Annotated in this window: 28 protein-coding genes and 1 tRNA gene; 20 read left to right on the forward strand and 9 right to left on the reverse strand. The window is 72.0% G+C overall.

The annotated features are described in order from the left end of the window. Nucleotides 1-27: 27 nt before the first annotated feature. The 4 genes from H030_RS36140 to dnaA form a co-directional block, all read right to left on the reverse strand. A complete protein-coding gene (locus H030_RS36140; protein WP_051221533.1) occupies nt 28-333 on the reverse strand; it encodes a DciA family protein in 306 nt (101 codons plus the stop codon). Nucleotide 334: 1 nt separating this feature from the next. Further along, nucleotides 335-1,528, reverse strand: a complete 1,194-nt coding sequence (recF, locus tag H030_RS0102700) for a DNA replication/repair protein RecF (RefSeq protein WP_027004985.1) — start codon at nt 1,526-1,528, stop codon at nt 335-337. A 30-nt stretch (nt 1,529-1,558) separates the two neighbouring features. After that, nucleotides 1,559-2,674: a DNA polymerase III subunit beta gene (gene dnaN / locus H030_RS0102705; RefSeq protein WP_027004986.1), complete on the reverse strand. Its 1,116-nt coding sequence runs from the start codon at nt 2,672-2,674 to the stop codon at nt 1,559-1,561. A gap of 125 nt (nt 2,675-2,799) precedes the next feature. Continuing rightward, complete coding sequence (gene dnaA, locus H030_RS0102710; RefSeq protein ID WP_027004987.1) at nt 2,800-4,230, reverse strand: chromosomal replication initiator protein DnaA; 1,431 nt, start codon at nt 4,228-4,230, stop codon at nt 2,800-2,802. A 316-nt stretch (nt 4,231-4,546) separates the two neighbouring features. Here dnaA and rpmH point away from each other — a divergent pair, with 316 nt between their 5' ends. Genes rpmH through H030_RS28750 form a run of 5 tightly spaced genes read left to right on the forward strand, consistent with a single transcriptional unit; the run spans nt 4,547 to nt 6,924 of the window. Then, entirely contained in the window at nt 4,547-4,681 is a 135-nt protein-coding gene (gene rpmH, locus H030_RS0102715) for a 50S ribosomal protein L34 (RefSeq protein ID WP_027004988.1), read from the forward strand. Between the two features lie 8 nt (nt 4,682-4,689). Then, nucleotides 4,690-5,151, forward strand: coding sequence for a ribonuclease P protein component (rnpA, locus tag H030_RS0102720; protein WP_027004989.1), 462 nt, complete (start codon nt 4,690-4,692; stop codon nt 5,149-5,151). Then, complete coding sequence (yidD, locus tag H030_RS28745) at nt 5,148-5,456, forward strand: membrane protein insertion efficiency factor YidD (RefSeq protein WP_231398344.1); 309 nt, start codon at nt 5,148-5,150, stop codon at nt 5,454-5,456. Before rnpA ends, yidD begins: the two co-directional genes overlap by 4 nt. A gap of 3 nt (nt 5,457-5,459) precedes the next feature. After that, nucleotides 5,460-6,449: a YidC/Oxa1 family membrane protein insertase gene (locus tag H030_RS0102730; protein WP_027004990.1), complete on the forward strand. Its 990-nt coding sequence runs from the start codon at nt 5,460-5,462 to the stop codon at nt 6,447-6,449. A gap of 4 nt (nt 6,450-6,453) precedes the next feature. After that, entirely contained in the window at nt 6,454-6,924 is a 471-nt protein-coding gene (locus tag H030_RS28750) for a protein jag (RefSeq protein WP_051221535.1), read from the forward strand. A gap of 73 nt (nt 6,925-6,997) precedes the next feature. Here the strand turns inward: H030_RS28750 and H030_RS28755 are convergent, their stop codons facing one another. Together H030_RS28755 and H030_RS0102745 are read right to left on the reverse strand one after the other, a co-directional pair. Further along, the gene (locus tag H030_RS28755) at nt 6,998-7,492 is read right to left on the reverse strand and encodes a DUF2199 domain-containing protein (RefSeq protein WP_051221537.1); all 495 of its coding nucleotides are present in this window, start codon (nt 7,490-7,492) and stop codon (nt 6,998-7,000) included. A 56-nt stretch (nt 7,493-7,548) separates the two neighbouring features. Then, nucleotides 7,549-8,400, reverse strand: coding sequence for a sulfurtransferase (locus H030_RS0102745; RefSeq protein ID WP_027004991.1), 852 nt, complete (start codon nt 8,398-8,400; stop codon nt 7,549-7,551). 43 nt (nt 8,401-8,443) lie between these two features. On the opposite strand from H030_RS0102745, the gene rsmG reads away from it, so the two are divergent. The 6 genes from rsmG to H030_RS0102775 all read left to right on the forward strand — a co-directional run bounded on the left by rsmG (nt 8,444) and on the right by H030_RS0102775 (nt 12,262). After that, complete coding sequence (gene rsmG / locus H030_RS28760) at nt 8,444-9,157, forward strand: 16S rRNA (guanine(527)-N(7))-methyltransferase RsmG (protein WP_051221539.1); 714 nt, start codon at nt 8,444-8,446, stop codon at nt 9,155-9,157. Nucleotides 9,158-9,229: 72 nt separating this feature from the next. After that, a complete protein-coding gene (locus tag H030_RS0102755) occupies nt 9,230-9,988 on the forward strand; it encodes a ParA family protein (protein ID WP_027004992.1) in 759 nt (252 codons plus the stop codon). Further along, nucleotides 9,981-10,871, forward strand: a complete 891-nt coding sequence (locus H030_RS0102760) for a ParB/RepB/Spo0J family partition protein (protein WP_027004993.1) — start codon at nt 9,981-9,983, stop codon at nt 10,869-10,871. Before H030_RS0102755 ends, H030_RS0102760 begins: the two co-directional genes overlap by 8 nt. 27 nt (nt 10,872-10,898) lie before the next feature. Continuing rightward, a tRNA-Ile gene (locus H030_RS0102765) sits at nt 10,899-10,972 on the forward strand. A 40-nt stretch (nt 10,973-11,012) separates the two neighbouring features. Further along, entirely contained in the window at nt 11,013-11,609 is a 597-nt protein-coding gene (locus tag H030_RS0102770) for a RidA family protein (RefSeq protein ID WP_231398345.1), read from the forward strand. A gap of 173 nt (nt 11,610-11,782) precedes the next feature. After that, nucleotides 11,783-12,262 carry a bifunctional nuclease family protein gene (locus tag H030_RS0102775; RefSeq protein ID WP_035125784.1) on the forward strand — a complete coding sequence of 160 codons (480 nt, stop codon included), beginning with the start codon at nt 11,783-11,785 and terminating at the stop codon, nt 12,260-12,262. Here the strand turns inward: H030_RS0102775 and H030_RS0102780 are convergent. Together H030_RS0102780 and H030_RS0102785 are read right to left on the reverse strand one after the other, a co-directional pair. Further along, nucleotides 12,259-13,200 (reverse strand): D-alanine--D-alanine ligase family protein, encoded by a 942-nt coding sequence (locus tag H030_RS0102780; protein ID WP_027004996.1) that lies wholly within the window; start codon nt 13,198-13,200, stop codon nt 12,259-12,261. The two genes, H030_RS0102775 and H030_RS0102780, sit on opposite strands and share 4 nt — an antisense overlap. Then, complete coding sequence (locus H030_RS0102785) at nt 13,197-14,591, reverse strand: PLP-dependent aminotransferase family protein (RefSeq protein WP_027004997.1); 1,395 nt, start codon at nt 14,589-14,591, stop codon at nt 13,197-13,199. Before H030_RS0102785 ends, H030_RS0102780 begins: the two co-directional genes overlap by 4 nt. Before the next feature lie 20 nt (nt 14,592-14,611). On the opposite strand from H030_RS0102785, the gene H030_RS0102790 reads away from it, so the two are divergent. Genes H030_RS0102790 through H030_RS0102810 form a run of 5 tightly spaced genes read left to right on the forward strand, consistent with a single transcriptional unit; the run spans nt 14,612 to nt 19,987 of the window. After that, entirely contained in the window at nt 14,612-15,199 is a 588-nt protein-coding gene (locus H030_RS0102790) for a DUF4126 family protein (protein WP_027004998.1), read from the forward strand. Nucleotides 15,200-15,206: 7 nt separating this feature from the next. Next, nucleotides 15,207-16,676: an alkaline phosphatase family protein gene (locus H030_RS0102795; protein ID WP_035125786.1), complete on the forward strand. Its 1,470-nt coding sequence runs from the start codon at nt 15,207-15,209 to the stop codon at nt 16,674-16,676. 16 nt (nt 16,677-16,692) lie between these two features. Beyond that, nucleotides 16,693-17,136, forward strand: coding sequence for a GtrA family protein (locus H030_RS0102800; protein WP_027005000.1), 444 nt, complete (start codon nt 16,693-16,695; stop codon nt 17,134-17,136). Continuing rightward, on the forward strand, nt 17,133-18,821 hold the full coding sequence (locus tag H030_RS0102805) for a hypothetical protein (protein WP_027005001.1): 1,689 nt from the start codon (nt 17,133-17,135) through the stop codon (nt 18,819-18,821). The genes H030_RS0102800 and H030_RS0102805 overlap by 4 nt, the downstream gene beginning before the upstream one ends. 35 nt (nt 18,822-18,856) lie before the next feature. Continuing rightward, on the forward strand, nt 18,857-19,987 hold the full coding sequence (locus H030_RS0102810) for a DUF2029 domain-containing protein (protein WP_027005002.1): 1,131 nt from the start codon (nt 18,857-18,859) through the stop codon (nt 19,985-19,987). On the opposite strand, the gene H030_RS0102815 is transcribed toward H030_RS0102810, so the two are convergent. After that, entirely contained in the window at nt 19,902-20,711 is an 810-nt protein-coding gene (locus H030_RS0102815; protein ID WP_027005003.1) for a TIGR00282 family metallophosphoesterase, read from the reverse strand. The two genes, H030_RS0102810 and H030_RS0102815, sit on opposite strands and share 86 nt — an antisense overlap. 28 nt (nt 20,712-20,739) lie before the next feature. Between H030_RS0102815 and H030_RS0102820 the strand changes: the two genes are divergently transcribed. Genes H030_RS0102820 through H030_RS0102835 form a run of 4 tightly spaced genes read left to right on the forward strand, consistent with a single transcriptional unit; the run spans nt 20,740 to nt 24,698 of the window. Further along, the gene (locus tag H030_RS0102820) at nt 20,740-22,017 is read left to right on the forward strand and encodes an AI-2E family transporter (protein ID WP_196808962.1); all 1,278 of its coding nucleotides are present in this window, start codon (nt 20,740-20,742) and stop codon (nt 22,015-22,017) included. Then, complete coding sequence (locus H030_RS0102825) at nt 22,014-22,721, forward strand: ABC transporter ATP-binding protein (protein ID WP_027005005.1); 708 nt, start codon at nt 22,014-22,016, stop codon at nt 22,719-22,721. Before H030_RS0102820 ends, H030_RS0102825 begins: the two co-directional genes overlap by 4 nt. 3 nt (nt 22,722-22,724) lie before the next feature. Further along, nucleotides 22,725-24,089, forward strand: coding sequence for an ABC transporter permease (locus H030_RS0102830; protein WP_027005006.1), 1,365 nt, complete (start codon nt 22,725-22,727; stop codon nt 24,087-24,089). Between the two features lie 24 nt (nt 24,090-24,113). Continuing rightward, nucleotides 24,114-24,698 carry a GNAT family N-acetyltransferase gene (locus H030_RS0102835; RefSeq protein WP_051221543.1) on the forward strand — a complete coding sequence of 195 codons (585 nt, stop codon included), beginning with the start codon at nt 24,114-24,116 and terminating at the stop codon, nt 24,696-24,698. The last annotated feature ends 18 nt before the right edge of the window (nt 24,699-24,716 follow it).

The following is a 24,716-nucleotide window of genomic DNA, read 5'->3' on the forward strand; positions in this document are numbered from 1 at the left end:
ACAAAAGTGTGGCGGCTTCGTGACGGGTCAGCGGCGGGGTCGCGCAGCGACGCAGCGGAGCGCGGTTATGCGCCCTTCGCCGAGCTTGTCGTTGAGCCTGGCGATCAGCTCCGGAGCCATCAGATCGAGCTCCTGCGCCCACACCGACGACCGGCAGGTGATCGTGAGTGATCCACCGCGCTCAGAGGTCGGCTCGGCGTTCTTGGCAAGCGCCGGACCCGCGATCTGCCCCCACGCCCGCTGCGCCTCGGCGAGCGTCGTCCGCGGCGCGAGCTGGTCAGTGAGCGCCCCGATCGACGACCCGACCCGCCGCGGCGTGCGCCGTGAGGCCATGTCAGGCGGCCTCCGCCGCGGGCGCCGGCGAAGGATCCGCGGCGGCGGAGCCGTGCGCGTTCGGCTCGGCGGAGCCGGCGTCGCTTGGCCCGGTGGGCGCGTCCGGCGTGATCGAGCCGCCGGGGGAGACGGTGAGGCTGACGACCTCGGCGCGGTCGCCGCCGGGGACGTGGGCGAGGTCGGTGGTCGTCACGAGCGCCTGGCCGCCGTCGTCGAGGCTGGCGACGAGGAAGGCGCGGCGGTCGGCGTCGAGCTCGCTCATGACGTCGTCGAGCAGCATCAGCGGCGCCGCGCCGCGGACGTCGGCCAGCTCCGCGCGCTCGGCCAGCAGCAACGCCAGCAGCGCCAGCCGCTGCTCGCCCTGAGACCCGTAGGCCTTCAGCTCGCGCCCGTCGCGCACCAGCGCGAGGTCGTCGCGGTGCGGGCCGTGCTGGGAGAAGCCGCGGTCGAGGTCGCTCGTGCGGCGCTCGCGCAGCTCTTCCACAAGGCCATCAACATCGGTGGCCTTCGACCGCGGCCTGTACTTGACCTCGGCCGCACCCAACAACCCCAACTCGCTCGCGATCGCCGGGAACCGCGCGGCCACGCGCTCCACGGCGCCCGCGCGATCGGCCTGCAGCGCCACGCCCCAGCGCGCCAGCTCCGCGTCCCAGGCGTCCAAGGCATCGACCCCGACGCGCCCCGCCCGGATCCGCGCCAGCAGCGCGTTGCGCTGCGCCAGCGCCCGCGAGTACTGCGCGCGGTTGCCGGAGCGCGCCGGCCACAGCGCGGCGACGAGCTGGTCCAGGTGCGCGCGCCGGCCCGCGGGCGCGCCCTTGACGAGCTCCAGCCGGTCCGGGAGGAACACGCTCACCAGCGGCCGCGCGGGCGAGTCGGTCAGCCGCTCGACCGGCGCGCCGTCGACCCGCAGCCGCTTCGGCTCGCCCGGCTGGAAGCCGACCTCGAGCGTGTGCTTCCAGCCGTCGCCGTCGACCGTGTCGACCTCGACCCGCGCCGCCGGCGCGCCGAAGCGCACGACCTCGCGCTCGTTCGTCGTCCGGCACGACCGCGACGTGCACCCGAAGTACAGCGCCTCCAACATGTTGGTCTTGCCCGCGCCGTTGGGTCCGTGCAGGACCGTCAGGCCCGGGCCGACCGCGACGTCCGCCGCCGCGTAGGTCCGGAAGTCGCGCAGCCGCAGGCGCTCGACTCGCATGGTGGTCGGGGGCGGAGGGTGGGGGTCGATCTACACGTTGAGGCGGATCGGCATGATCAGGTAGAGGAAGCCGCTCTCGTCGGCGCCCTCGATCAGGCCGGGCCGCAGGGGGCTGATGAGCTTCAGCAGCAGGTCGTCGGACCCGACGCTGTCGAGCCCGTCGCGCAGGAACTCCGGGTTGAAGCCGATCTCGAACGCCTCGCCGGCGAACGGCACGGGCAGCGGCTCGGACGCCTCGCCGACGTCCGGCGTCTGCGCGCTCACGGTCAGCTCGCCGTCGGAGAACGCCAGCCGCAGCGGCGCGTTCTTCTGCGCCATCAGCGAGATGCGCTTGACGACGTCGCCGAGCTCCTCGCCGGAGATCCGGAGCTGGTGCTCGTAGCCGTCCGGGATCAGTTGGCGGTAGTTCGGGAACTGGCCGTCGATCAGCCGCGACGACAGGACCGCGCCGCCGACCTCGAACACGACCTGGTTGGAGCGCACGCCGATCCGGATCAGGTCCGCGCCGGTGTTGCCGACGACCGAGCGCAGCTCGTCGAGCGCGCGGGCCGGGACGTTGGCCTCGAAGCCCGGGTCGAGCGGGACCTCGAGCTGGGTCTCCTTCACCGACAGCCGGTAGGAGTCGGTCGCGACCATCCGCAGCTCGGACCCCGAGGCGCTGACGAGGATGCCCGTGAGGATCGGCCGCGTCTCGTCGCGCGACGCCGACTTGGACACCATCTCGATCGTGTCCACGAACGCGTGGGCGGGGATCTCGACGACCGTGTCGCCGCCCGGCTCGGGCAGCGGCGGGAAGTCCTCGGCGCGCAGCGTGCGCAGGTGGAACTTCGCGCTGCCGGCGACGACCTCGACGTCCTGCTGCTCGGCGCGCAGCTCCAGCGTCACGCGGTCGGCGTTCTTGGGCAGCGACCGGGCGACGTCGAGGAGCAGGCGCGCGGGCAGCACGACGGTGCCCTCGCTCTGGACCTCGGCCGTCAACGGGACGCGCAGCGCGATCTCCATGTCGGTCGCGCGCAGCTCGACACCGTTGGCGGTGGCGGCGACCTGCACGCCGGACAGCGCCTGGACGGCGGAGCGCGTCGAGGCGACGCGGGAAACGGACTGCAGCTGTGCGAGCAGATCGGCGCTCGCGGCGGAAAGCTTCACGATGAAGACCTTAGAAGAGAGATTCAGGAGTCATAGGGGCTGTTGGTTGTGGACAACCGCCGAGATGACCGGTGTTTGCGGGGTTCTTGTGCGCAGAAGCGGTGGGAGTCTGCCAACAACGCCGGTCAAACCGCGCCGTCAGGGTCCGCGGACGTCAGGCGGGCGGTGATCATGGTCACCTTGTCGTAGGCGTCCGGGTCGGTGCTCATGCGGTCCGTGGCGCGCCTGATCGCATGCAGGACGGTCGAGTGGTCGCGGCCGCCGAAGGACCGGCCGATCGCCGGCAGCGTCGCGTGCGTGTGCTCGCGGGCGAGGTACATGGCGACCTGGCGCGGCCACGCGACGCGGGCCGCGCGCGACCTGGAGAGCAGCTCCTCGCGCGTGAGGCCGAACGCCTCGGCGACGAGCTCCTGGATGTGCTCGACGGTCGCCTCGCCGCCCGCGGCGATCGCGCGCTCCTGCTGGCGGCCGTAGAGCTGGGTCAGCACGTCGTCGGCCAGCTCGGCGTCGATCGGGCGGCCGGTCAGCGACGCGTAGGCGACGACGCGGATCAGCGCGGCCTCGAGGCTGCGCAGGTTGTCGGTGACGCGGTCGGCGATCACGCGCAGGACCTCGGGGTCGGCGTCGACGCCGTCGTGCAGCGCGCGCTTGCGCAGGACCGTCAGGCGCGTGGCCGGGTCGGGCTTGCGGATGTCGACCAGCAGCCCGGACTCGAACCGCTGGCGCAGCCGGTCCTCGAGCGCGGCCATGTCGCGCGGCGGGCGGTCGGAGGTCAGGACGATCTGCGCCCCGGTCTCGTGCAGCGCGTTGAAGGTGTGGAAGAACTCCTCCTCGGTCTTGACCTTGGACTCGAGGAACTGCACGTCGTCGATGAGCAGGACGTCGTTGCGCCGGTAGCGGTGCTTGAAGGCGTCGACGTCGCGGGCCTTCAGCGCTTCCAGGAACTCGTTCGTGAAGCGCTCGACGGTCGTGTAGCGGACGGTCAGGCCCCCGCCGTAGGCGTCGATGTAGTTGCCGATCGAGTGCAGCAGGTGGGTCTTGCCGACGCCGGGCGGGCCGACGATGAAGAGCGGGTTGTAGGCCTGGCCGGGCAGCTCGGCGACCGCGAGCGCCGCGGCGTGGGCGAAGCGGTTGGCGTCGCCGATGACGAACTGCTCGAACGTGTACTTGGCGTTCAGCGGCGCGCCGTCGTCGGCGAAGAGCGCGCTGGTGGGGTCGTCGGCGGGCGCGGGTCGCGCAGAGGCGCGCGTCGCGGACGTGGGCGCGGTGCGCGCGCCGCCGGAAGCGCCGGATCCCTTGCCGGCGCCGGCCGCGTCCCGGACGTCGACCGTCGCCGCGTCGCCGAGGACGGTCCTCGCCGCGTCCTGGAGGATCCCCGCGTAGCGCTGGGCGACCCAGTCGCGCACGTCGGCGCCCGCGAGCAGCACGACCCGGTCGCCGTCCTCGACGCCGCCCCACGCCAGCGGCGCGAGCCAGGTGTCGAACGTGGCGTCGGGAACCCTGCGCCGAAGCTCCGCCTGCAGGCGGGTCCAGATGGGGGCAGGGTCCGGCGTCACGGCAGCGTCGTACGGCTCCTTGGGAGCGAGTTGAAGTACTTGGCGAGGAGGCCGGTCCGCGGAGGTTCCGTGGTGGTGCGCCGCGCCGGCGGGGGAGAAACGTAGCAGGTGCTCTCGGGGCGGTCCGGGCTGTTGGCAAGTGCGTTCGCACGACGCCGCAAATGCCGTCAAAATCCCTTGCGGAAGGGTCAGTTCCACGCCTGTGCACGCGTGTTAGCAGTCGCTGTGGACAGTGTGGAAAGGCGGTCGCGCGACCGGGTCGGTACACTGGCCCGCCGGTCGATCCACGGCCGGTCCCCGACGGAGCACGATCTTCATGAAGCGCACCTACCAGCCCAAGCGTCGCAAGCGCGCCCGCTCGCACGGCTTCCGCAACCGCATGGCCAGCCGCGCCGGCCGCCTCACGCTGAAGCGCCGCCGCGACAAGGGTCGCAAGCGGCTGACCGTCTGACCCCGAGGGTGAGCGAAGCGCTCCCGTCGCGCGCGAACAACACGAAGCGGCCCAAGAAGGGCCGCTTGTCGCGCAGCGCCGAGTTCGAGCGCGTCTACCGTCAGGGCCGTTCCATCGGGAACCGCTACCTGACGCTGTACGTCTTCCCGCGCGGCGGCGCTCCCGTCGCCGCTGCGTCGCCGAACCTCGAGCTGGGCTCGGGCGACGACGCCGGCACCCCGCGCCTGGGGCTGTCGGTGTCGCGCAGGGTCGGCGGCGCCGTCGACCGCAACAGGGTCAAGCGCCTGCTGCGCGAGGCCTTCGCGGTCGAGGGCGCGCGGCTGCCCGCCGACTACGACGCGGTCGTCGTCGCGCGCCCGGATGCGCGTGAGCTGGCGGAGCGCGAGGGCCTGGCCGGCATCCAGACCGCGCTCGGCGAGCTGATCGGCCGGTCGCTCGGCGAGAAGCCCGCGGCCGCCGCGGGCTCGTGAGCGCCGGACCGGACCCGGGGCGCCCCTCGCTGGCGCGGCGGGTGGCGGTCGCGCCGATCACCGTCTACCAGCGGCTGATCTCGCCGCTGTTCCCGCGGCGCTGCAAGTACGAGCCGACGTGCTCGGCCTACGCCGCGCAGGCGATCTCCCGCTACGGCATACTCCGGGGCCTGATCCTTGGGGGCTGGCGGCTCCTGCGCTGCAACCCGTGGAGCCACGGCGGCTTCGACCCCGTCGAGGCGCAGACCCTCTTCCGCCAGCCCGAGCCGCCCTCTTCCCCCGCCGCCCGGCCCCCGTCCGCCTGAGCCATGGTCCCCATCACCGCGAACATCCTCCAGCCGCTCGTCGATGTCTTCGAGTCGGTCCTCAAGTTCTTCCACGACACCTTCGGCGCAAGCTGGGGTCTGTCGATCATCCTGCTGACGATCGTCGTCCGCGCTGCGTTGCTGCCGTTGGCGGTCAAGCAGTTCAGGTCGATGCAGGCGATGCAGCGCATCGCGCCGCACCTGAGGGTGCTGCAGCAGAAGTACAGGGACGACAAGCAGCGTCTCCAGCAGGAGACGATGAGGTTCTACCAAGAGCACAAGGTGAACCCGTTCGCCTCGTGCCTGCCGCTCGTCGCCCAGCTGCCGGTCTTCCTGTCGCTGTTCTACATGCTGCGCAAGGACCTGCGGCACGACATCTGCCCGGACATCAACCCCGAGCACGTCGCGAACCCGAAGCCGTGTGGTCAGACGCCGGCGTCGGAGTTCTGGTTCATCCACGACATCACCGACAAGGCGACGGGCACGGTCCTGATCGTGCTGCTGGTGCTCTACGTCGGGACGCAGCTGGTCTCGTCGCTGCTGATGATGACCGCGACGGCGGACCAGAACCAGAAGTACATCATGCTGGCGCTGCCGTTCCTGTTCGTCGGCTTCGTCTTCCGCTTCCCGGCGGGTCTGATCATGTACTGGATCACGACGAACGTCTGGACCATCGGGCAGCAGCAGTTCCTCAGGAGAGTCGTCGGGACGCGGATGGCGGCCACGGCGCCACCGCTGCCGGATCTGCCACCGGGCAGGCCGGGTTCCTCGAGCGCCGACGCAGGCGGGGGCGGGTTCCTCGCGAGGCTGCAGCAATCCGCGACGCAGGCGCAGGACAGGAAGGCCGCCGGCGCCAGCAACGGCAGCACGGCGAGGAACGGCGCCAAGGCCGAGGCCGGCAAGGGCGGCGGCGACACGGACACCCGCGTGACGAAGGCCCCGCCGCCTCCGCCGCGCGGCAAGAAGAAGAAGCGCTCGGGACGGAGACGATAAGGCGATGGCGACCGACGAACGCACGCAGGAGGACATCCTGCGCGACCTGCTGGAGCACGTCGTGGAGGGCCTCGGCCTCGAGGCGACCGTGACCGTGGACGCCAACGACGAAGCCGTCACCGGCACGCTGCACGGCGAGGACCTCGGGATCTTCATCGGCCGCCACGGCCAGACGATCGACGCGGTCCAGCACCTGGCCCAGCGGATCCTGCTCGCCGACCCGGAGGCCGAGCGCCGCCGGATCGTGGTCGACGCCGAGGGCTACCGCGCGCGCCGTCGCGAGGCGCTGGAGAAGCAGGCCGACCAGGCGGCGATCGACGCCGAGAGGTACGGCCGCTCGGTCGCCCTCGACGCGATGACCGCGAGCGAGCGCAAGCACGTCCACGAGTACCTCCGCGAGCGCGGTGGCGTGGACACGCACTCCGAGGGCGACGAGCCGGAGCGCCACCTCGTCGTGACGCCGCTTTCGCGCTAGCCGCGGCGCAGCGCGACATCGACCGTTTCACATGAAACGCCCGCCGACCCGGCGGGCGTTTTGCGTTGGTGGGTCAGTGGGAGGCGCGGGCCAGGTCGATGACCCGGGCCATCGTGATGCCGAGGCGTTGCTCGCGGGCGAGTGGGTGGCCGGCGTCGGTGAGGGTGAAGACGGGACGGAGGCCGACCTCGCGGTCCTGGAGCAGGCCGGGGATGCCGAGGGTCGAGCCGCCGTAGCCGGGCAGCGTGACGGCGAGGCGGCCGGGGACGGGAGCGTCGCGCTCGCGGCCGCGAGCGGACCAGCGGGCGCAGCGCAGGAGGAAGTCCTTCTCGTCGACCTCGACCCAGATGCCCCATTCGAAGTCGCGCTCTGCGTCGGTGACCGGGATCAGGACGAAGCCGTGGAGGAAGAAGCGCTCGCCGCCGATGACGCAGTGCGCGTCGAGCAGCTCGCTCTCCGGATGGACCGCGGCGCCGTCGGTCCAGGACGACGGGCAGCGGATCTTCAGCGTGAACGGCACGCCGTCGTGGGTCTCCCCACACGCCTCGCAGAACCAGGTCTCTTCCACTGGCGCGGCAGCGTTTCACATGAAACGCGGCCAGGTCTACGCTTCCTGGCGCATCGCTACTCGCCGTCGCTCGTGGCGATCGGGAGATCGGTGTTGCTCCACTGCGACCAGGAGCCGGGGTAGAGGCGATGCTCGCCGAGCCCGGCGTGCTCCAGGACGAGGAGGTTGTGGCAGGCGGTGACGCCGGAGCCGCAGTAGGAGATCACGGTGGTGCCGTCCTCGATGCCCGCCGCGGCGAAAGCCGCGCGCAGCTCCTCGACCGGCCGCAGCCGGTCGTCGTCGCCGAGGTGCTCGCGGGTCGGCATCGCCTGGGCGCCCGGGATGTGGCCGGCGCGCGGGTCGACGCCGTCGGGTGCGCCGTGGAAGCGTTCCCGCTGGCGGGCGTCGATCAGTACCGGGCCTTCTGCGGCGCCCTCCACGCGGTCGAGCGTGAGCGCCGCGACGTCCTCCAGGCTCACGAGCCGATCGGCAGGCCACGGGCGCGGGGTGAACGTCGCGGGCGCGACCGTCGGCTCCTGCGTCGAGAGCTCTCCGGCCCAGGCCGCGATCCCACCGTCGAGCAGCGCCGCGTCGTGCCCCAGCGCGCGCAGCATCCAGACCAGGCGTGCCGCGATCACGCCACCGGCGTCGTCGTAGGCCACGACGGCCGTGCCGTCGCCGATGCCCGCACGGCCCAGCCCCTCGGCGAAGTGCTCCGGCGTGGGGAGGGGGTGGCGGCCGGCCTCGGCGGAGGGCTCGGCGGCAAGCCAGCGGTGCAGGTCCACGTAGACCGCGCCCGGGAGATGGCCCGCGTCGTAGGCGGCGCGTGGATCGCGGCCATCGAGGTAGAAGCGGACGTCGGCGCGAACGACGTCATCGCGGTGGGCGGTCAGCCAGGCGGCATCGACGATCGGAGGGAGGGAGGTCACTGCCCGAGTGTTCCACGTGAAACGTCGCCTACGCTCCAGGGCGATGGCAGAACGGGTCGACAAGCGGATCGCAGAGCTGACAACGCAGTGGGCCCTCCCGCCGGAAGCGCCGCAGCAGCTGCGCGAGATCCTCGACGCGGTGGCCGCGGAGCCGACGTCGATCACCACCGTGCGCGATCCGGCCCAGGGCGTGGACGTCCACGTCGCCGACTCGCTCGCGGGCCTGGCGGTCCCGGAGCTGCGCGGCGCCCGCGCGATCGCCGACCTCGGCGCCGGCGGCGGCTTCCCGGGCCTCGTGCTCGCCGTCGCGCTTCCGGACGCCCGGGTCACGCTCGTCGAGTCCGTCGGCAAGAAGACCGACTTCCTCCGTCGGACGGCCGACGCGGTCGGCCTCGCGAACGTTCACGTCGTCACCGGCCGGGCAGAACGGTGGCCGGAGGGGATCGGTGCCCACGACGTCGTCACGGCCCGGGCGCTCGCTCCGCTGAACATCCTCGCCGAGTACGCCGCGCCGCTCCTCCGGGAAGGAGGTCGCCTGATCGCGTGGAAAGCCAGGAGGGATCCGTCCGAGGTGCGTGATGGACTGTTCGCAGCAGACGTCCTCGGGCTCGAACCGCAGCCGACGATCGCCGCCGAGACCTTCCCGGGGGCGGATGAGCGTCACCTCTACGTCTACTTGAAGGTCAGGCCTACGCCTGCCCGCTTCCCCCGCCGCGAGGGAATGGCCCGCAAACGGCCACTGCAACCCTCGGCCTGAGCCCGAGACTTCCCGCGCGGAGCGCAATTCGGCGTGCCGTCTGACCGCGTTCGCCGCTACCTTGGACGCCGAATGGGGACCATCTACGCGATCGCGAACCAGAAGGGCGGGGTCGGCAAGACGACCACCGCGGTCAACGTCGCGGCCTGCATCGCCGAGGCCGGCTACGACACGCTCCTGGTCGACATCGACCCGCAGGCCAACGCGACCGTCGGCCTGGGCGTGGCGAAGGACATCGTCCCCAACGTCTACGACGTCCTCTCCGGCGACGCGCCCGCCACCGAGGCGCTGCAGCCGACCGCGATCGACAAGCTGTTCGTGCTCCCGTCGTCCGCCGACCTCGCGGGCGCGAACGTGGAGCTGCCGCGCCGGCCCGGCTCCGAGAACCTGCTGCGCGAGGCGCTGGAGCCGCTGCGGGAGAGGTTCGCGTTCATCATCCTCGACTGCCCGCCGTCGCTGGGCCCGCTGACCGTCAACGCGCTCGTCGCCGCCGACAGGGTCATCGTCCCGGTCCAGACCGAGTACTTCGCGCTCGAGGGCCTCGCCGGCCTGCTCGACACGCTGGCGCTGATCCAGCGCGAGTTGAATCCGCGCCTGTCGGTCGCCGGGATGCTGCTGACGATGCACGACGGCCGCACGCGCCTGGCGCGCGACGTCGAGCGCGAGGTCCGTGAGCACTTCCCGGAGCTCGTCTTCGACACGGTGATCCCGCGCAACGTCCGGATCGGCGAGGCGCCGTCCTACGGGCGCCCGGTGATCCACCACGACCCGCACTCCTCCGGCGCCGACGCCTACTTCGAGCTGGCCAAGGAGGTCGCGGCCCGTGGCTGAGCGCGGCATGGGCCGGGGCCTGTCGGCGATCCTGTCCGCCTCGTCCGCACCCGCGGCCGGGACCGATCAGCCCGGCGCCGCGCAGCTGCGCGAGCTGGCCCTCGACCAGATCAGGCCCAACAAGGACCAGCCGCGGCGGCGCTTCGACGAGGAGAAGCTGCAGGCGCTGGCCGAGTCCGTCCAGGACCGCGGCGTGATCCAGCCGGTGATCGTCCGCCCGAAGCCCGGCGGCACGTTCGAGCTGGTCGCCGGCGAGCGCCGCTGGCGCGCGGCCAAGCTCGCGGGCCTGACCCAGATGCCCGCGCTGGTCCAGGACCACGACGATGCGACGACCCTCGAGGTCGCGCTCGTCGAGAACATGGCCCGCCAGGACCTCAACCCGGTCGAGGAGGCCCGCGCGGTCGCCGGCCTGGTCGAGGAGCTCGGGCTCACGCGCGAGGCGGTCGGCAAGAAGGTCGGGCGCAGCCGCGTCGCGATCTCCAACCTGCTGCGCCTGCTCGACCTGCCCGACGAGGCGCTCGACCTGCTCGAGGACGGCACGCTGTCCGAGGGCCACGGCCGCGCGATCCTGCTCGCCGAGGACCAGGTCGACCGCAAGCGCCTCGCGCGCGCCGCGGCCGGCGGCGGCTGGTCGGTGCGCGTCACCGAGGACCAGGCGCGCAAGGCCAACGAGGCGGCGAGCGACGCGGGCCACAGCGGCGGCGCGCGGGCGATCCACCCCGACCAGGCCGCGGCCGCGACCGAGATCGCCGACGCCCTCGGCGGCGCGCTCGGCATCGAGCTGAAGGTCAAGCCGCGCGGCACCGGCTACCGCGTGGAGCTGGCGTTCGACTCGCTCGACGACGCGCTGGCCGTCGCCCAGCGAGTCAGCGACCGCCGCTGATTCCTCGCTACACTTCCGCCTCCCCCCGGGCGATTAGCTCAGTCGGTTAGAGCGCCTCTCTGATAAGGAGGAGGTCCCAGGTTCGAATCCTGGATCGCCCATCGCAAGGCCCCGCACCGCGGGGCCTTCGTCGTTCCAGGGGTGCACGCAAAGCGCGAGCGGGGCTGGTTTGACACGGCCGAGCGGGGCTGGTGGAGTCGGGCGATGACGAGCCCGGAGCGGCGCCTGAGGGAGCTGAACATCGAGCTGCCGGGGCTGCTGCCCGCGGCCGGCGCCTATGTGGCGGCCAAGCGCCACAACGATGTGGTCCATCTCTCCGGCCATGGACCGCTCGCGCTCGACCGGCTTCCCCGCAACACCGGTGAGCCGTACACGGTCGATGCGGTGCTCGGCGCGTTGATCCAAGGCAAGGTCGGCAGCGACCTGTCGCTGGAAGAGGGTAAGGACGCGGCCCGTTCGGTCGGCCTGCTGCTGCTGGCGACGCTGCGCGACGAGCTGGGCTCGCTGGATGAGGTGCGCTCCGTGCTGAAGGTCTTCGGGATGGTCAACTGCACACCGGACTTCATGGGCGCCGCGGCGGTGATCGATGGATGCTCCGAGCTCCTGTTGGACGTCTTCGGTGAAGAGGTCGGGCGCCACGCCCGCTCGGCACCGGGCGTGGCCGTCCTTCCGTTCAACGTGCCGGTCGTGATCGAGATGATCGTCGCCACCGATCCACCACCGCCCTCGCACCGCTGACCGGCTGCGCCCATCGCCGAATAGCGGCGATTACCAGCTGTTTCGTACCTCTGGTGTCCGATCACGTCCGCGCCCCGCACCGCGAGGCCTTCGTCGTTCGGGGGCGGGAGGGGCGCGGCCTTCACGCGCCTATACTGGCCGGACACCACCGAGGAGCTCTTCTCGTGCAGGAAATGGTCATCTACGGCGTCTCCTTCGACATGGTCGGCAAGCAGCCGATCGTGTTGTTGAAGACCGTCGACAGCAACAAGTTCCTGCCGATCTGGATCGGACATCCGGAGGCGGCGGCGATCCTCATGAAGCTGCAGGGCGCGACCACGCCGCGCCCGATGACGCACGACCTGCTCTGCGACATGTTGGGCGAGCTCGACGTCAAGTGCACCCAGGTCGCGGTGACCGAGCTGCGCGACAACACCTTCTTCGCCGCGATCACGCTGAACGTCGCCGGCCGCGACGTCGAGATCGACTCGCGCCCGTCCGACGCGCTGGCGATCGCCGTGCGCTCCGGCGCCCCGATCTTCGCCGCCGAGGAGGTCATCGCGGAGTCCGCGATCGAGTTCGAGCACGAGGTCGAGGACACCGAGGAGGTCGTCGACCGCTTCAAGGAGTTCCTCGACCAGGTCTCCCCGGAGGACTTCGCCAGCGACAGCTAGGCGACGCCGCCGCGGGCGCGGGCCGCGTCGATCAGGCGCGCGACGAGGTCGTCGAAGCGGATGCCCGCCGCGTCGGCGGCCTGCGGCAGCAGCGACGTCCCGGTCAAGCCCGGGATGACGTCGGCTTCCAACACGTGCAGCCCGCCCTCGGCGTCGAGCAGCATGTCGACGCGCGAGACGTCGCGGCAGCCGAGCAGCTCGTGGACGCGCACGGCCAGCGCCTGCGCCGACGCGGTCACGTCGTCCGGCAGGTCCGCCGGGCAGACGAAGCGCGAGCGCCCGATCTCGTAGCGCGCGTCGAAGTCGTACATGCCGGTCTCCGGCATCGCCTCGACGATCGGCAGCGCAACACCATCAAGAACGGACACCGCCAGGTCGCGGCCGGCGACGTACTGCTCCAGCAGGACCTTCGAGGAGTACGACAGCGCCGCGACCAGCGCGCCCGGCACGTCAGCGGCGCTCTCGGCGACCCGCAGCCCCAGCGCCGAGCCCTGATCGGCCGGCTTGACGACCATCGGGAACCCGATCCGCTCGGCGATCTCGCCCAGCGCCTCGGCCGCGCCGAGCTGCTTGAACGCGGTCTCGGTGAACGCGACGAACTCGGGCGTCGGCAGCCCCGCGTCCTCCAGGTGGTGCTTGGCCAGCACCTTGTCGGTGCAGCGGATGCACGCGCTCACGCCGGACCCCGTGTACGGCAGCCCGAGGATCTCCAGCAGCTCCTGGATCGTCCCGTCCTCGCCGTCGCGCCCGTGCAGCGCCAGGAAGCAGACGTCCGGCGCCAGCTCGCGCAGCCGCCGCACGAGGTCGTGGTCGACGTCGATCCCGACCGGCTCGTGGCCCAGCCGCTTCAGCGCGTCCTCGACGCGCGCGCCGGACCTCAGCGACACCTCGCGCTCCAGCGACCGCCCGCCCTTGAGGACCGCGACCCGCAAGCTCATCGCCTGCGGCCGTCGCCCGACGACCGCCGCGCCTCGCCCGCGTCCTTGCGCGGGAGATGCAGGATGTTGTCGACCGCCTCGGCGCTCGCCTCGCGCTCCGGCACGGCCGGCGCCGGGCGGGCACCGCCGGTCAGCGCGCCGAACAGCTCCAGCTGCTCGGAGATGACCTCGCCGATCCGCCGCACGCCCTCGCGGATGTCGGCGTCGCTGACGCCGGAGAAGTTCAGCCGCATCGACGACCCGCCGCGCCCGTCCAGGTACGCGCCGCGCCCCGGCACGAACGCCACGTTGCGCTGCAGCGCGCGTGCGAGCAGGTCGGTGGTGTCGATCTCGGCCGGCAGCGTCGCCCAGACGAACAGCCCGCCCTCGGGCTGCGTCCACGTCGCCTCCGCCGGGAAGTGCTCGGCCAAGGACCCCAACAACGTGTCGCGCCGCCCGCGGTAGAGCCCGCGCAGCGACTGCAGGTACGGCTCCCAGTGCCCCTCGCGGAAGTACTGCGCGACGAAGTGCTGGGTCAGCGACGACGAGCACAGGTCGGCGCCCTGCTTGCCCATGTTCATCTTCTGCAGCACCGGCGCGGGCGCGACCGCCCAGCCGAGCCGCAGCCCGGCCGACAGGATCTTCGAGAACGTCCCGAGGTAGATGATGAAGTCGCCGCCGCTCAGCTCCAGCAGCGTCGGCAGCGGCTCGCCCTCGTAGCGGAGCAACCCATAGGGGTTGTCCTCCAACACCAAGAGCTCGCGCTCGGCGGCGACCTCGACCAGGCGCTTGCGGCGCGGCAGCGACATCGTCACGCCGCCCGGGTTCTGGAAGTTCGGGATCGTGTAGATGAACTTCGGCTTGCGCCCCTCGCGCTCCAGCCTGTCCAACGTGTCTTCCAGCACGTCGATCGGCATCCCGTCGCGGTCCATCTCGATCTGCACGACGTCGGCCTGGTAGGAGCAGAACGACGGGATCGCGCCCGGGTAGGTCGGCGCCTCGGCGACGATCACGTCGCCCGGGTCGATCAGCGTCTTGCAGACCAGGTCGATGACCTGCTGGCCGCCGGTCGTGATCAGGATGTCCTCCGGATCGACCTCCGCGCCCTCGGCGGCCATCACGTGCTGGACCGCCTCCTTGGCGATCGCCAGCCCCTCGGTCGGCCCGTACTGCAGGGCAGCTGCCGTGTTGGCAGCGGCCACCCGCGACATGATCGCCGCGAACGACTCGGCCGGGAACGTCGAGGTGTCCGGCAGGCCGCCGGCCAGCGAGATCACCTCCGGGCGCTCGGTGATCGCCATCAGGTCGCGCATCGCCGAGGACTTCATCGCCCTCGTGCGCGCGGCGAAGAGCCCCGCGTACCGCTCGAGCTCGTGCGCGGCGGCGCGCTGCGGTCGGCGTCGGTCTGCCATGGTTCCGGGCAACGGTACCGATGAAGCTCCTCCTCGACATCCTCCAAGGGCTCGGCGTCGCCTCGGCGACCGGACTGCGCCCGTTCCTGCCGGCCATCCTGACCGGCGCGCTCGCGACCGCCGACCTCGGCGTCGACTTCGACGGCACGTCGTTCGCGTTCCTCGAGTCGCCGATCTGGCTGCTGATCCTCGTGGTCGCGCTGGTCGCCTCGATCTTCGTCCGCAAGTTCCTCGAGTCGCCGCCCGGCGAGGCCGCGATGAGCGGCATCGGGATCGGCCTCGGCGCGCTGCTGTGCGCGGGCTCGATCGACGACCGCCACAGCACCTGGTGGTACGGGCTGATCGCGGGCGCCGCGGTCGCGCTGCTCGCCTCGACCGTCAGCCGCTCCCTGTTCGGGCGCGTGCGCGCGCGGTTCGCGGCCAGCGGCGACGCCAGCGCCGCCGCGGCGCTGCCGTTCTACGGCGAGATCACCGGCGCGGTCGTCGCCGGCCTCAGCGTCCTGTTCCCGCCGCTGGCGCTCCTGGCGATCGGCTTCCTGATCGCACTCTGGTGGACGGGCCGCCGCCGCGGCGACCAGAAGTACGCGGGCCTGCGCATCCTGCGCTGACTGCCTGATGCCGCGCGCGCTGCTGGCCGTCATCGACGGCATGAAGCCCTCGATGGTCCACCGGGCGATCGAGCGCGGCGAGGCGCCCGCGCTCGAGGCGATCATCGAGCGCGGCGCGTTCGTCGACGAGCTCTGCGCCGCGTTCCCGAGCGTCACGCCGGTCTGCGCGACCGCGATCGCGACGGGAACGCTGCAGGACCGCCACCACATCGCGGGGATGAACTGGTGGAAGCGCGACGAGCGCCGCTACGTCGAGTACGGCTCGTCGTTCCGGGCGGCGAGGAAGCTCGGCATCGCCAAGCAGCTGACCGACACGGTGTACAACCTCAACGGGTCGCACCTGAACCCGGAGGCCCTGACGGTCTACGAGCAGCTCGACGACGCCGGGGTCCGGACCGCCGGGACCACGTACCTCGTCTACCGCGGCCGCCACGAGCACGGCGTGTCGAGGGAGACCGCGCTGACGCGCCTCGCCGGCCAGCTGTTCCGCAAGCCGGTGCTCGGCCCGCGCGAGCTGTTCTACGCCGACATCTTCGCCAGCCGCCAGACCGGCTGCCGCTCGCAGATGGGCCTGCCGGGGATCCGCGACCAGCACTCCGGCTGCGTCGGCGCGTGGCTGGCCGCGCGCGACCTCTACGACTTCATGTTGTTGTCCTTGCCCGACAACGACACGCACAGCCACAAGAACGGCCCGCACGCGCAGGCGACGTCGATCGCCGCCGCCGACGCGCAGATCATGCGCGTGGCCGAGGCGGCGGGCGGCCTGCAGCGCTTCCTCGACACGCACGCGGTCGTCGTCTGCGCCGACCACTCGCACGCCGCGGTCGAGCGCACGATCGACCTGCGCGGCGCGTTTGCCGAGGGCTGGGCGATCGCCGGGCCGGGCGGCGCGACGGTCGAGGAGGCCGAGCTGGCGCTGTGCCCCAACCAGCGCGCGGCGATGGTGTACGCCTTGGTCGAGGAGGCCCGCGACGCCACGGTGCCGAAGGTCGTGGCGACCGCCGCCGCGCTCCCGGGCGTGGACGTGATCGCCTACCGCGACGGCGAGGACGGCGTGCTCCAGGCGCCGGACCGCGGCACGCTGCGCTTCCGCGCCGCGACGGACGTCGCCGGCGCCGTGCGCGACGCGCGCGGCAACGCCTGGACGGTCAGCGGCGACCTCTCCGCCCTCAACGCCTCGGTCTCCGACGGGACCTTCGACGCGCCCGACTACCCGGACGCGCTGCGCCGCGTCTGGGCCGCGCTGTCCTGCGCCACCTCCGGCGACGTCCTGCTCTCCGCCGCGCCCGGCTACGAGTTCCCGGACTGGGGCGGCGGGCACCACGTCGGCGGCGGCAGCCACGGCTCGCTGCACCGCTCCGACTCGCTCGGCGCGCTGGCCTACTGCGGCGTCGAGCCGCCCGCGCACGCGGGTCCGGGCGCGTGGTCGATCAGCGACGTCGCGCCGATGGTCCTGGCCCACTTCGGCGTCCGTTGAACTAGCCTCAGAGCCCTTGTCCGACGCGCTCGACAAGCTGCGCCATCGCGACCGCGTCCGCCACGGGGTCCGCGACGCCGACAACTGGTGGCAGCTCGCCCGCTTCACCGCGGTCGGCGCGAGCGGCTACGTGGTCAACCTGATCACGTTCGCGATCTGCGTCCACGCGCTCGACCTCGACTTCCGGATCGCGGCCGTGATCGCGTTCCTGGTCGCGGTCTCCAACAACTTCTGGTGGAACCGCCACTGGACGTTCGCGACCAGCCGCGCCGCGCATCCCGGCCAGCAGGCCGTGCGCTTCCTGGTGGTGTCGGTCGCGTCGTTCGGCGTGAACTTCGCGGTGCTGGAGCTGCTCGTGACCGTCGCGGGGCTGAGGGAGGTCGTCGGCCAGGCGATCGCCGTGGCCGCCGCGACGCCGGTCAACTTCATCGGCAACAAGCTCTGGACGTTCGACGAGTGACGCGGCGCCTGCTCGCGGTCCTGGTCGCCGTCATGGCGGTGAGCGGCATGCTGCTCGGCATCGCGACGGCGCCGGCCGTCGCGCCCGCCCAGGGCACCACGATCTCGACCGCGCCGAGCGACCCCAACGGGCTCAGCCGCCCGGACTCGCTGACCGGCCTGCCGCTCGGCCACCGGCTCACGGGCGCGCAGGCGCAGAGGATCGCCGAGACGTCGCCCAAGGTCAGGCAGGCGCTGAGGACGTACCCGAAGGCCAGGCCCGAGGTCTTCCTCAAGGGCCCGACGAACTGGCAGGTCAGCTGGTTCACGCCCGGGACCGGGAAGGACCGCAGGGAGGTTGCGCAGGTCAAGATCGCCGACGCGACCGGCGCGGTCGTCGAGGCGTGGAACGGGCCGCAGGTCGCGTGGACGATGGCGCGCGGCTACTCGGGCGCGTTCGGGCGCAAGGTCAACTCGCCGTGGGTGTGGATCCCGTTCAGCGTGCTGTTCATCGCGCCGTTCGTGTCGCTGCGCCGGCGGCCGCAGTGGCTGCACGTCGACCTGCTGGTGCTGCTGGCGTTCGGCGTCAGCGTCGCGTTCTTCAACGACGCCAACATCTCGACGTCGGTCCCGATCGCCTCCGCGCTGCTGTTGTACGTGTTGATCCGCGCGCTGACGCTCGGCTACCGGCGCCGCACGCGCCTGGACGCCGACGGTGAGGAACCGACGCGCGCGCTGCCGCTCTGGGTCTCCCCCGTCTGGCTGGCGGTCGCGGTGGTGTTCCTCGTCGGCTTCCGGATCGGCCTCGACGTCAACGCCTCCAACGTGATCGACGTCGGCTACTCGGGCGTGATCGGCGCCGACAAGCTCGTCGACGGCCAGAAGCTCTACGGCACGTTCCCCTCCGACAACTCGCACGGCGACACCTACGGCCCCGTCGCCTACGAGGCCTACGTGCCGTTCGAGCAGGCGTTCCCGTGGTCGGGCAAGTGGGACGACCTGCCGGCCGCGCACGCCGCCGCGATCGTCTTCGACCTCATCACGATGCTGTTCCTGTTCCTGGCGGGACGGCGGATCCGCGGGCCCGGCCTCGGGATCGTGCTGACGTACCTGTGGGCGGCGTGGCCGTTCACGTTGTACGTGTTGAACTGCAACAGCAACGACACGATGGTCGCGATGTTCGCGGCGATCACGTTGTACGTCGCGTCCTCCCCCGCCGCTCGCGGCGCGGTGACCGCGCTCGGCGGGCTGACCAAGTTCGGGTCCTTGGCGCTGGCGCCGCTGATGGCCACGCACGCCGCGCCGCGCGGGCGCTGGCTGAAGACCGTCCTGGAGTTCAGCGCCGCGTTCGTGTTCGTGGCGTTGTTGGTGTCCTTGCCGGTGCTGCTGCGCGGCGAGGACCTCCACGTGATCTACGACCACACGATCAAGTTCCAGGCCGAGCGCGACGCGCCGTTCTCGTTCTGGGGCCTGCACGGCTGGCGCGGCGCCGAGCACGTGTGGCAGGCGATCGCCGTGCTGTTCGCCGTCGCGGCCGCGTTCATCCCACGCCGCCGCGACATCGTCGGGCTGGCCGGCGTGGCGACGGCGGTCGTCGTCGCGCTGCAGCTCGGCCTCGACTACTGGTTCTACCTCTACCTGGTGTGGTTCTTCCCGTTCATGCTCGTCGCGCTCTTCGCGCGCTACAGGATCCCCGATCCGGTCTGATCCTCAGCGTCGCCGCGCTGGTCGCGGCGTGGCTGGTGGTCACCCATCACGGGCCGTTCAGCGGCGCGAAGATCAACGACCTCTACGTCTACTCGCAGTATCGCGACATCTTGGTGCACACGCACCTGGCGCCGTACCGCGACTTCCCGTTCGAGTACCCGCCGGGCGCGCTGCTCCCGATCCGGCTCGCGGGCGGCGACGCGACCAAGATGTCGTGGTTGATGCTCGGCTGCGCCGTCGTCTGCCAGCTGTGCGCGTGGCGGATCGGCGGCGCGCGCGCCGGGTGGCTGATGGTCCTCTTGCCCGCGCTCGCCGGCGCGCTGGTCCGGACGCACTTCGACCTGCTGCCCGCGGCGCTCGCGATGTTGGGGCTGTTGCTCCTGGTCGCGCCGCCGCGCCGTCTCCCCTACGCCGCGGAGCTCGGGCTCGCGGTGCTCGCGCTCGGGACCGTGGCGAAGCTGTGGCCCGCGGCGCTTGCGCTGGTCGCCTTCGCCTGGCTGCTGGGGCGCGGCCGGCGCGTGGCGGCGTGGCGTGGCGCGGCGGTCTTCGTCGTCGTCACCGTGGCCGTCTGCGCGCCGTTCGCCGCGCACGGCGGCTTCCCCAAGGCGATGGTCAGGTTCCACCTCGACCGCCCCGTGCAGATCGAGTCGACCGCCGCGACCGCGATCGAGGTGGTCGGCGGCTCCTACGTCACCGGCGACCCGATCCGCCACGACGAGTTCAAGTCCAACGGGTTGGACGGCGGCGCGGCCGACGCGCTCGGACTGGTGTCGACGGTCCTGCTGCTCGGCGCCGCCGCCGGTCTCGCCGTCCTGACCGCCCGCCGTCCAGGGCGCGATGCGCTGGTGCTCTCATCATTCGCGATCGTGCTGGCGTTCGTCGCGTTCGGGAAGGTCCTGTCGCCGCAGTACCTGTGCTGGCTGCTGCCGCTGGCCGCGGTCGCCGCCGCCCGCGGCGCGCCGATCGGCGCCGCGCTGACCGCCGCGGCCGCGCTGCTGACCCAGCTCTGGTTCCCCGACCACTACTTCGACGTCGTCACGCAGCACGCCTGGGCGGTCGTCGCCGTCGGCGCGCGCAACGTCACCGTCCTCCTGGCCCTGGCCGCCACGGCTCGAGCACTTGCTCGATCGCCGTCGCGCGCAGCGGCTGCTCGGCGCAGCGGATGACGACCGCGTTGATCCACGGGTCGTCCTCGGACGTCTCGTAGCGCACGTTCATGTGCGTGCGCAGCGACGAGATCGACTGCTCCTTCTTGACGCCGAGCACGCCGCCGCGCGGGCCGGTCATCCCGACGTCGGTGATGTAGGCGGTCCCGCCCGGCAGGACGCGCAGGTCGGCGGTCGGGACGTGCGTGTGGGTGCCGACGACCGCGGTCACGCGGCCGTCGAGGTACCAGCCCATCGCGACCTTCTCGCTCGTCAGCTCGGCGTGCATGTCGACCAGGACGTGGTCGACCTTGCCCTCCAAGGACGCCAGGACGGTGTCGATCTCGACGAACGCGACGCGGCCGGCGCGCAGGTGCAGGTTCCCGCTGAGGTTGACGACGCCGAGCCGGACGCCGCCCTTCTCGACGATCGTCACGCCCCTGCCGGGCTGGGAGGCGAGGTAGTTGGCGGGCCGCACGATCGGCTTGCCGGAATCCAGGTAGGCGTTGATCTCGGCGCGCCGGTAGGTGTGGTTGCCGAGCGTGATCGCGTCGACGCCCCGGGCGAACAGCTCGTCGGCGATCTTCGGCGTGATCCCGAGCCCGCCCGCGACGTTCTCGCCGTTGACGACGACGAAGTCGACGCCGAAGCGCTCACGCAGGCTCGGCAGGAGGCCGAGCAGCGTGCGTCGCCCGAGGCCTCCGACGAGGTCGCCGGCGAACAGGATGGTGGGGGCGGCGGGCACGTCGCATACTCTGACGGCCGGAGAGGCGATGAGCAGCGACGACCCCACAGAGGCGGAGGAGTGGGCGGGCCACGACCCGCTCGACGGCGAGCCGCCGCCCGGCGACGCCGTGAAGGTCGTCGTGCCGCGGTGGATCCAGCTCGTCGCGCTGCCGCTGTGCGTGATCGCGCTCTACCTCGTGGCCAGGGCTGCGGGCGTGGTGCTCGTCGCGTTCACGGTCGCGGCCGTGGTCGCGCTGATCCTCAACCCGATGGTCGCGTTCCTGCAGCGGCGCCGGTTCCCGCGGCCGCTGGCGATCCTCGTCGTCTACCTCGGGCTGATCTCGACGCTCGGCGGGATCGGGATCCTGCTCGCCAACCCGGTCGCCGACCAGGCGCAGAAGTTCGGCAAGGACGTGCCGTCGATCGTCGACGACGCGAACTCGCGCCTGGCCGACCTGCAGGACTACTTCGACCGCAAGGGCATCAACGTCGAGGTCAAGCGCCAGGGCGAGACCGCGCTGCAGACGCTGCAGGAGAGGGTCGTCGGCGGGACCAGCGACATCGTCAACTTCGGCGGCGAGATCCTCAAGACGGTCGTGACCGCCGGGCTGGGCCTGCTGCTCGTGATCGTGTTGTCGGTGTACATGCTCATCTACGGGGAGCAGATCGGCGACCTGGTCCGATCGATCATGCCGCCGGGCGACGGCACCGAGGCCGACGACTTCCCGACGCGGATCCAGCGCGCGGTCGGCGGCTACCTGCGCGGGCAGATCCTGTTCAGCGTCGCGATGGGCGCGGGCGCGGGGATCGGGATGTACATCTTCGGCGCGACCGGCGTGTTCCCGGACGGCAAGACGTACGCCTTCGCGTTCGGCATCTGGTTCGGCCTGATGGAGCTGGTGCCGTTCGTCGGCCCGTTCCTCGGCGCGCTGCCGCCGTTGTTGGTGGCCTTGTTCCAGGACCCGCTGACGGCGGTCTGGCTCGGGATCTTCTTCGTGGGCCTGCAGCAGCTGGAGGGCCACATCGTCGCGCCCTACATCTTCGGCCACACGCTGCGGATCAACCCGCTGCTGGTGATCTTCGCGCTGCTGCTCGGCGGCGAGGCGGCGGGGTTCCTGGGCGCGCTGCTGGCGCTGCCGATCGCGGCGATGGTGCGCGAGACGGTGGTCTACCTGCGGCGCCACCTGACGCTGGAGCCGTGGGCGGCGGGCGGGCCGTTGTTGGGGTTGTCGCAACCACCGCCGAGGAGACCGCCGCCGGATCGGAAGCCCGATCCCGATGGTGACGCGGACGACGAGCCGTCGGAAGTAGCCTCCCGCCGGTGACGAGCACCGCCGCGCTGGAAGCCCGGGCCGTGACCCGGCGCTTCGGGACGCGAGAGGCGCTGCGCGGGATCACGTTCGCCGTGCAGCCGGGCGAGACGCTGGCGATCATCGGGCCCAACGGCGCGGGCAAGACGACGCTGCTGTCGATCCTCGGCGGCGTGCTGGTGCCGACGTCCGGCGACGTTTCGCGCGACCCGCGCGACGTCGGCTGGGTCCCGCAGCAGCCGGCGGTCTACGCGAAGCTGACGGTGGCGGAGAACCTGGCGCTGTTCGCGCGGCTGGAGCGCGTCGGCGACCCCGGCGCGGTCGTGGCGCGGATGCTCGACGTGACCGGCTTGGCCGACCGCGCGGGCGACGAGGTCGGCACGCTGAGCGGCGGCAACCAGCAGCGCGTGAACATCGCGGCGGGCCTGCTCGCCGACCCGGCCGTGCTGCTGCTCGACGAGCCGTCGTCGTCGCTGGACCCGCGCCAGCGCGAGCGGCTGTGGTCGTTCGTCGGCGGCCTGGCGCGCGGCGGGACCGCGGTCGTGTTCACCACGCACAACGTCGCCGAGGCCGAGCGCTACGCCGACCGCGTGCTGGTGCTCGCCGACGGCGAGCTGCTGTTCGAGGGCACGCCGCGCGCGCTGCACGAGGCGGTCGGGACCGACGCCTATGACTTCGAGGCGGCGTTCGTCGCGTTCCTTCGGGAGCGCGGGCACTAGGCGATGCGCGGCGTCCCGTTCCTGTTGTTGAAGGACCTGCGGATCCTGAAGCGCTCGCCGTTGTTGGTGGGGTTGCTGGTCGTCTACCCGATCTTGATCGCGGTGCTGATCGGGCTGGCGCTGAGCAAGGGGCCGGACAAGCCGCGCGTGGCGATCCTCAACGAGCTGCCCGACAGCGGTCAGCAGGTCCAGGTCGCGGGGACGAGCGTCGACCCGAGGGCGTACGCGAGCAGGCTGTTCGAGTCGATCGACCCGGTCACCGTGCACTCGCGGGCCGAGGCGGTCAGGAAGGTCAGGGACGGCGACGTGCTCGCCGCGATCGTGGTCCCGAGGGACCTGATCGAGCGGCTGCAGCGCACGGTCGCGCTGAGCGGGACCGGGCCCAAGCCGACGGTCGAGGTGCTCTACAACGCCGAGGACCCGGTCAAGCAGCAGTTCGTCGAGTCCACCATCAACTCGCGCGTGGCGGACCTCAACAGGGCGGTCTCGGGCAAGCTGACCGCCATCACCGCGGGGTACCTGAGGATCCTGCTGGAGGGCGGGAGGTTCTCGGTCTTCGGCAAGGACTTCGAGATCGCGGGGCTGAAGAAGTCCAAGGCCCTGGTCGACTCGGTGCTGACGCGCACGCCGGACGGCTCGCCGGATCGCGACGCGCTGGAGCAGGTCTCGCGCTTCGCGGGGCTGGCGATCGACAACCTCGACCTGAGCGACGTCGTGTTGTCGTCCTTGGCGTCGCCGGTGAAGATCGACCAGACGGTCGTCTCGGGGCGCCGCACGCCGCTGAACTCCTATGCGGTGACGGTCGCGGTGACCATGTCGTTGATGTTGGTCTGCGTGCTGCTCGCAGCCGGGATGCTCGCGCTGGAGCGCGAGGAGCACGCGTTCGCGCGGCTCGTGCGCGGGCTCGTGTCGCGGACCGGGTTGTTGGTGGAGAAGGTCGTGCTGTCCGCCGGCTGCGCGGCGGCGGTGACGTTCCTGATGACCGCGGGCGTGTCGTTGTTCGTGTCGTTGTCGTGGAGCCGCGCGCCGCTGTGGGTCGTGGCGCTGGTCGCGGGCGGGCTCGGGTTCGGCGCCTTCGGCGTCGCGCTCGGCGCGCTGGCGCGCGAGGTCCGGGCCGCGTCGCTGCTGGCGATCCTGCTGTCGCTGCCGATCGCGTTCCTGGCGCTGGTCCCGTCCGGCGCCGTCGCGTCCGGCCTCTACGACGCGATCCGGGTGATCAGCGCGCTGTTCCCGTTCAAGGCCTCGCTCGACGCGGCCGACGCCGCGCTCAACGACGCCGGCGGCCTCGGCACCGCGCTGGCCCACCTCGCGGCGCTGATCCTCGGCTGGGGCCTGCTGGCCCGGGTCGCGATCGCCCGCTTCGACTGATCTCCGGCTGCTACGTTCGCGACCGTGCTCGGCCACGTCCCTCCGCGCATCCGCCTCGACGCCGAGCTCACGGCCATCCGGCCGCTGGTCGTCGATGACGCGACGGAGTTCGCGCAGGCGGTGATCGCCAACCGCTCGCACACCGAGCCGTGGGAGCCGATCCACGCCGAGGCGCACTACACGCGCGCCGGGCAGGTCGAGACGCTGCGGCGCGACGCCGAGGCGTGGGACCTCGGGACCGGCTACGCGTTCGCGGTCCTGGACCGCGCCGACGGCGACGCGATCATCGGGCGGATCGCGCTCGGCAACGTCGTGCGCGGCGCGTGGCGCAACGCGACGCTCGGCTACTGGGTCAGCGCGGCGTCCGGCGGGCGCGGGCACGCGACGACCGCCGCGGGGCTGATCTGCGAGTTCGCGTTCCGCCACGCGGGGCTGCACCGCGTCCAGCCCGCGGTGATCCCGCGCAACGCTCGGTCGATCCGCGTGGTCGAGAAGTCGGGCTTCCGGCGCGAGGGCCGGGCGATCAAGTACCTCAACATCGCCGGGACGTGGGAGGACCACGACATCTTCGCGATGACCCTGGAGGACTGGGAGGCGCGGGACCGCTGAGGGCCCCGCCCTCGTAGG

The organism is Conexibacter woesei Iso977N (genome assembly GCF_000424625.1).
In the GTDB taxonomy this organism is placed as follows: domain Bacteria; phylum Actinomycetota; class Thermoleophilia; order Solirubrobacterales; family Solirubrobacteraceae; genus Baekduia; species Baekduia woesei_A.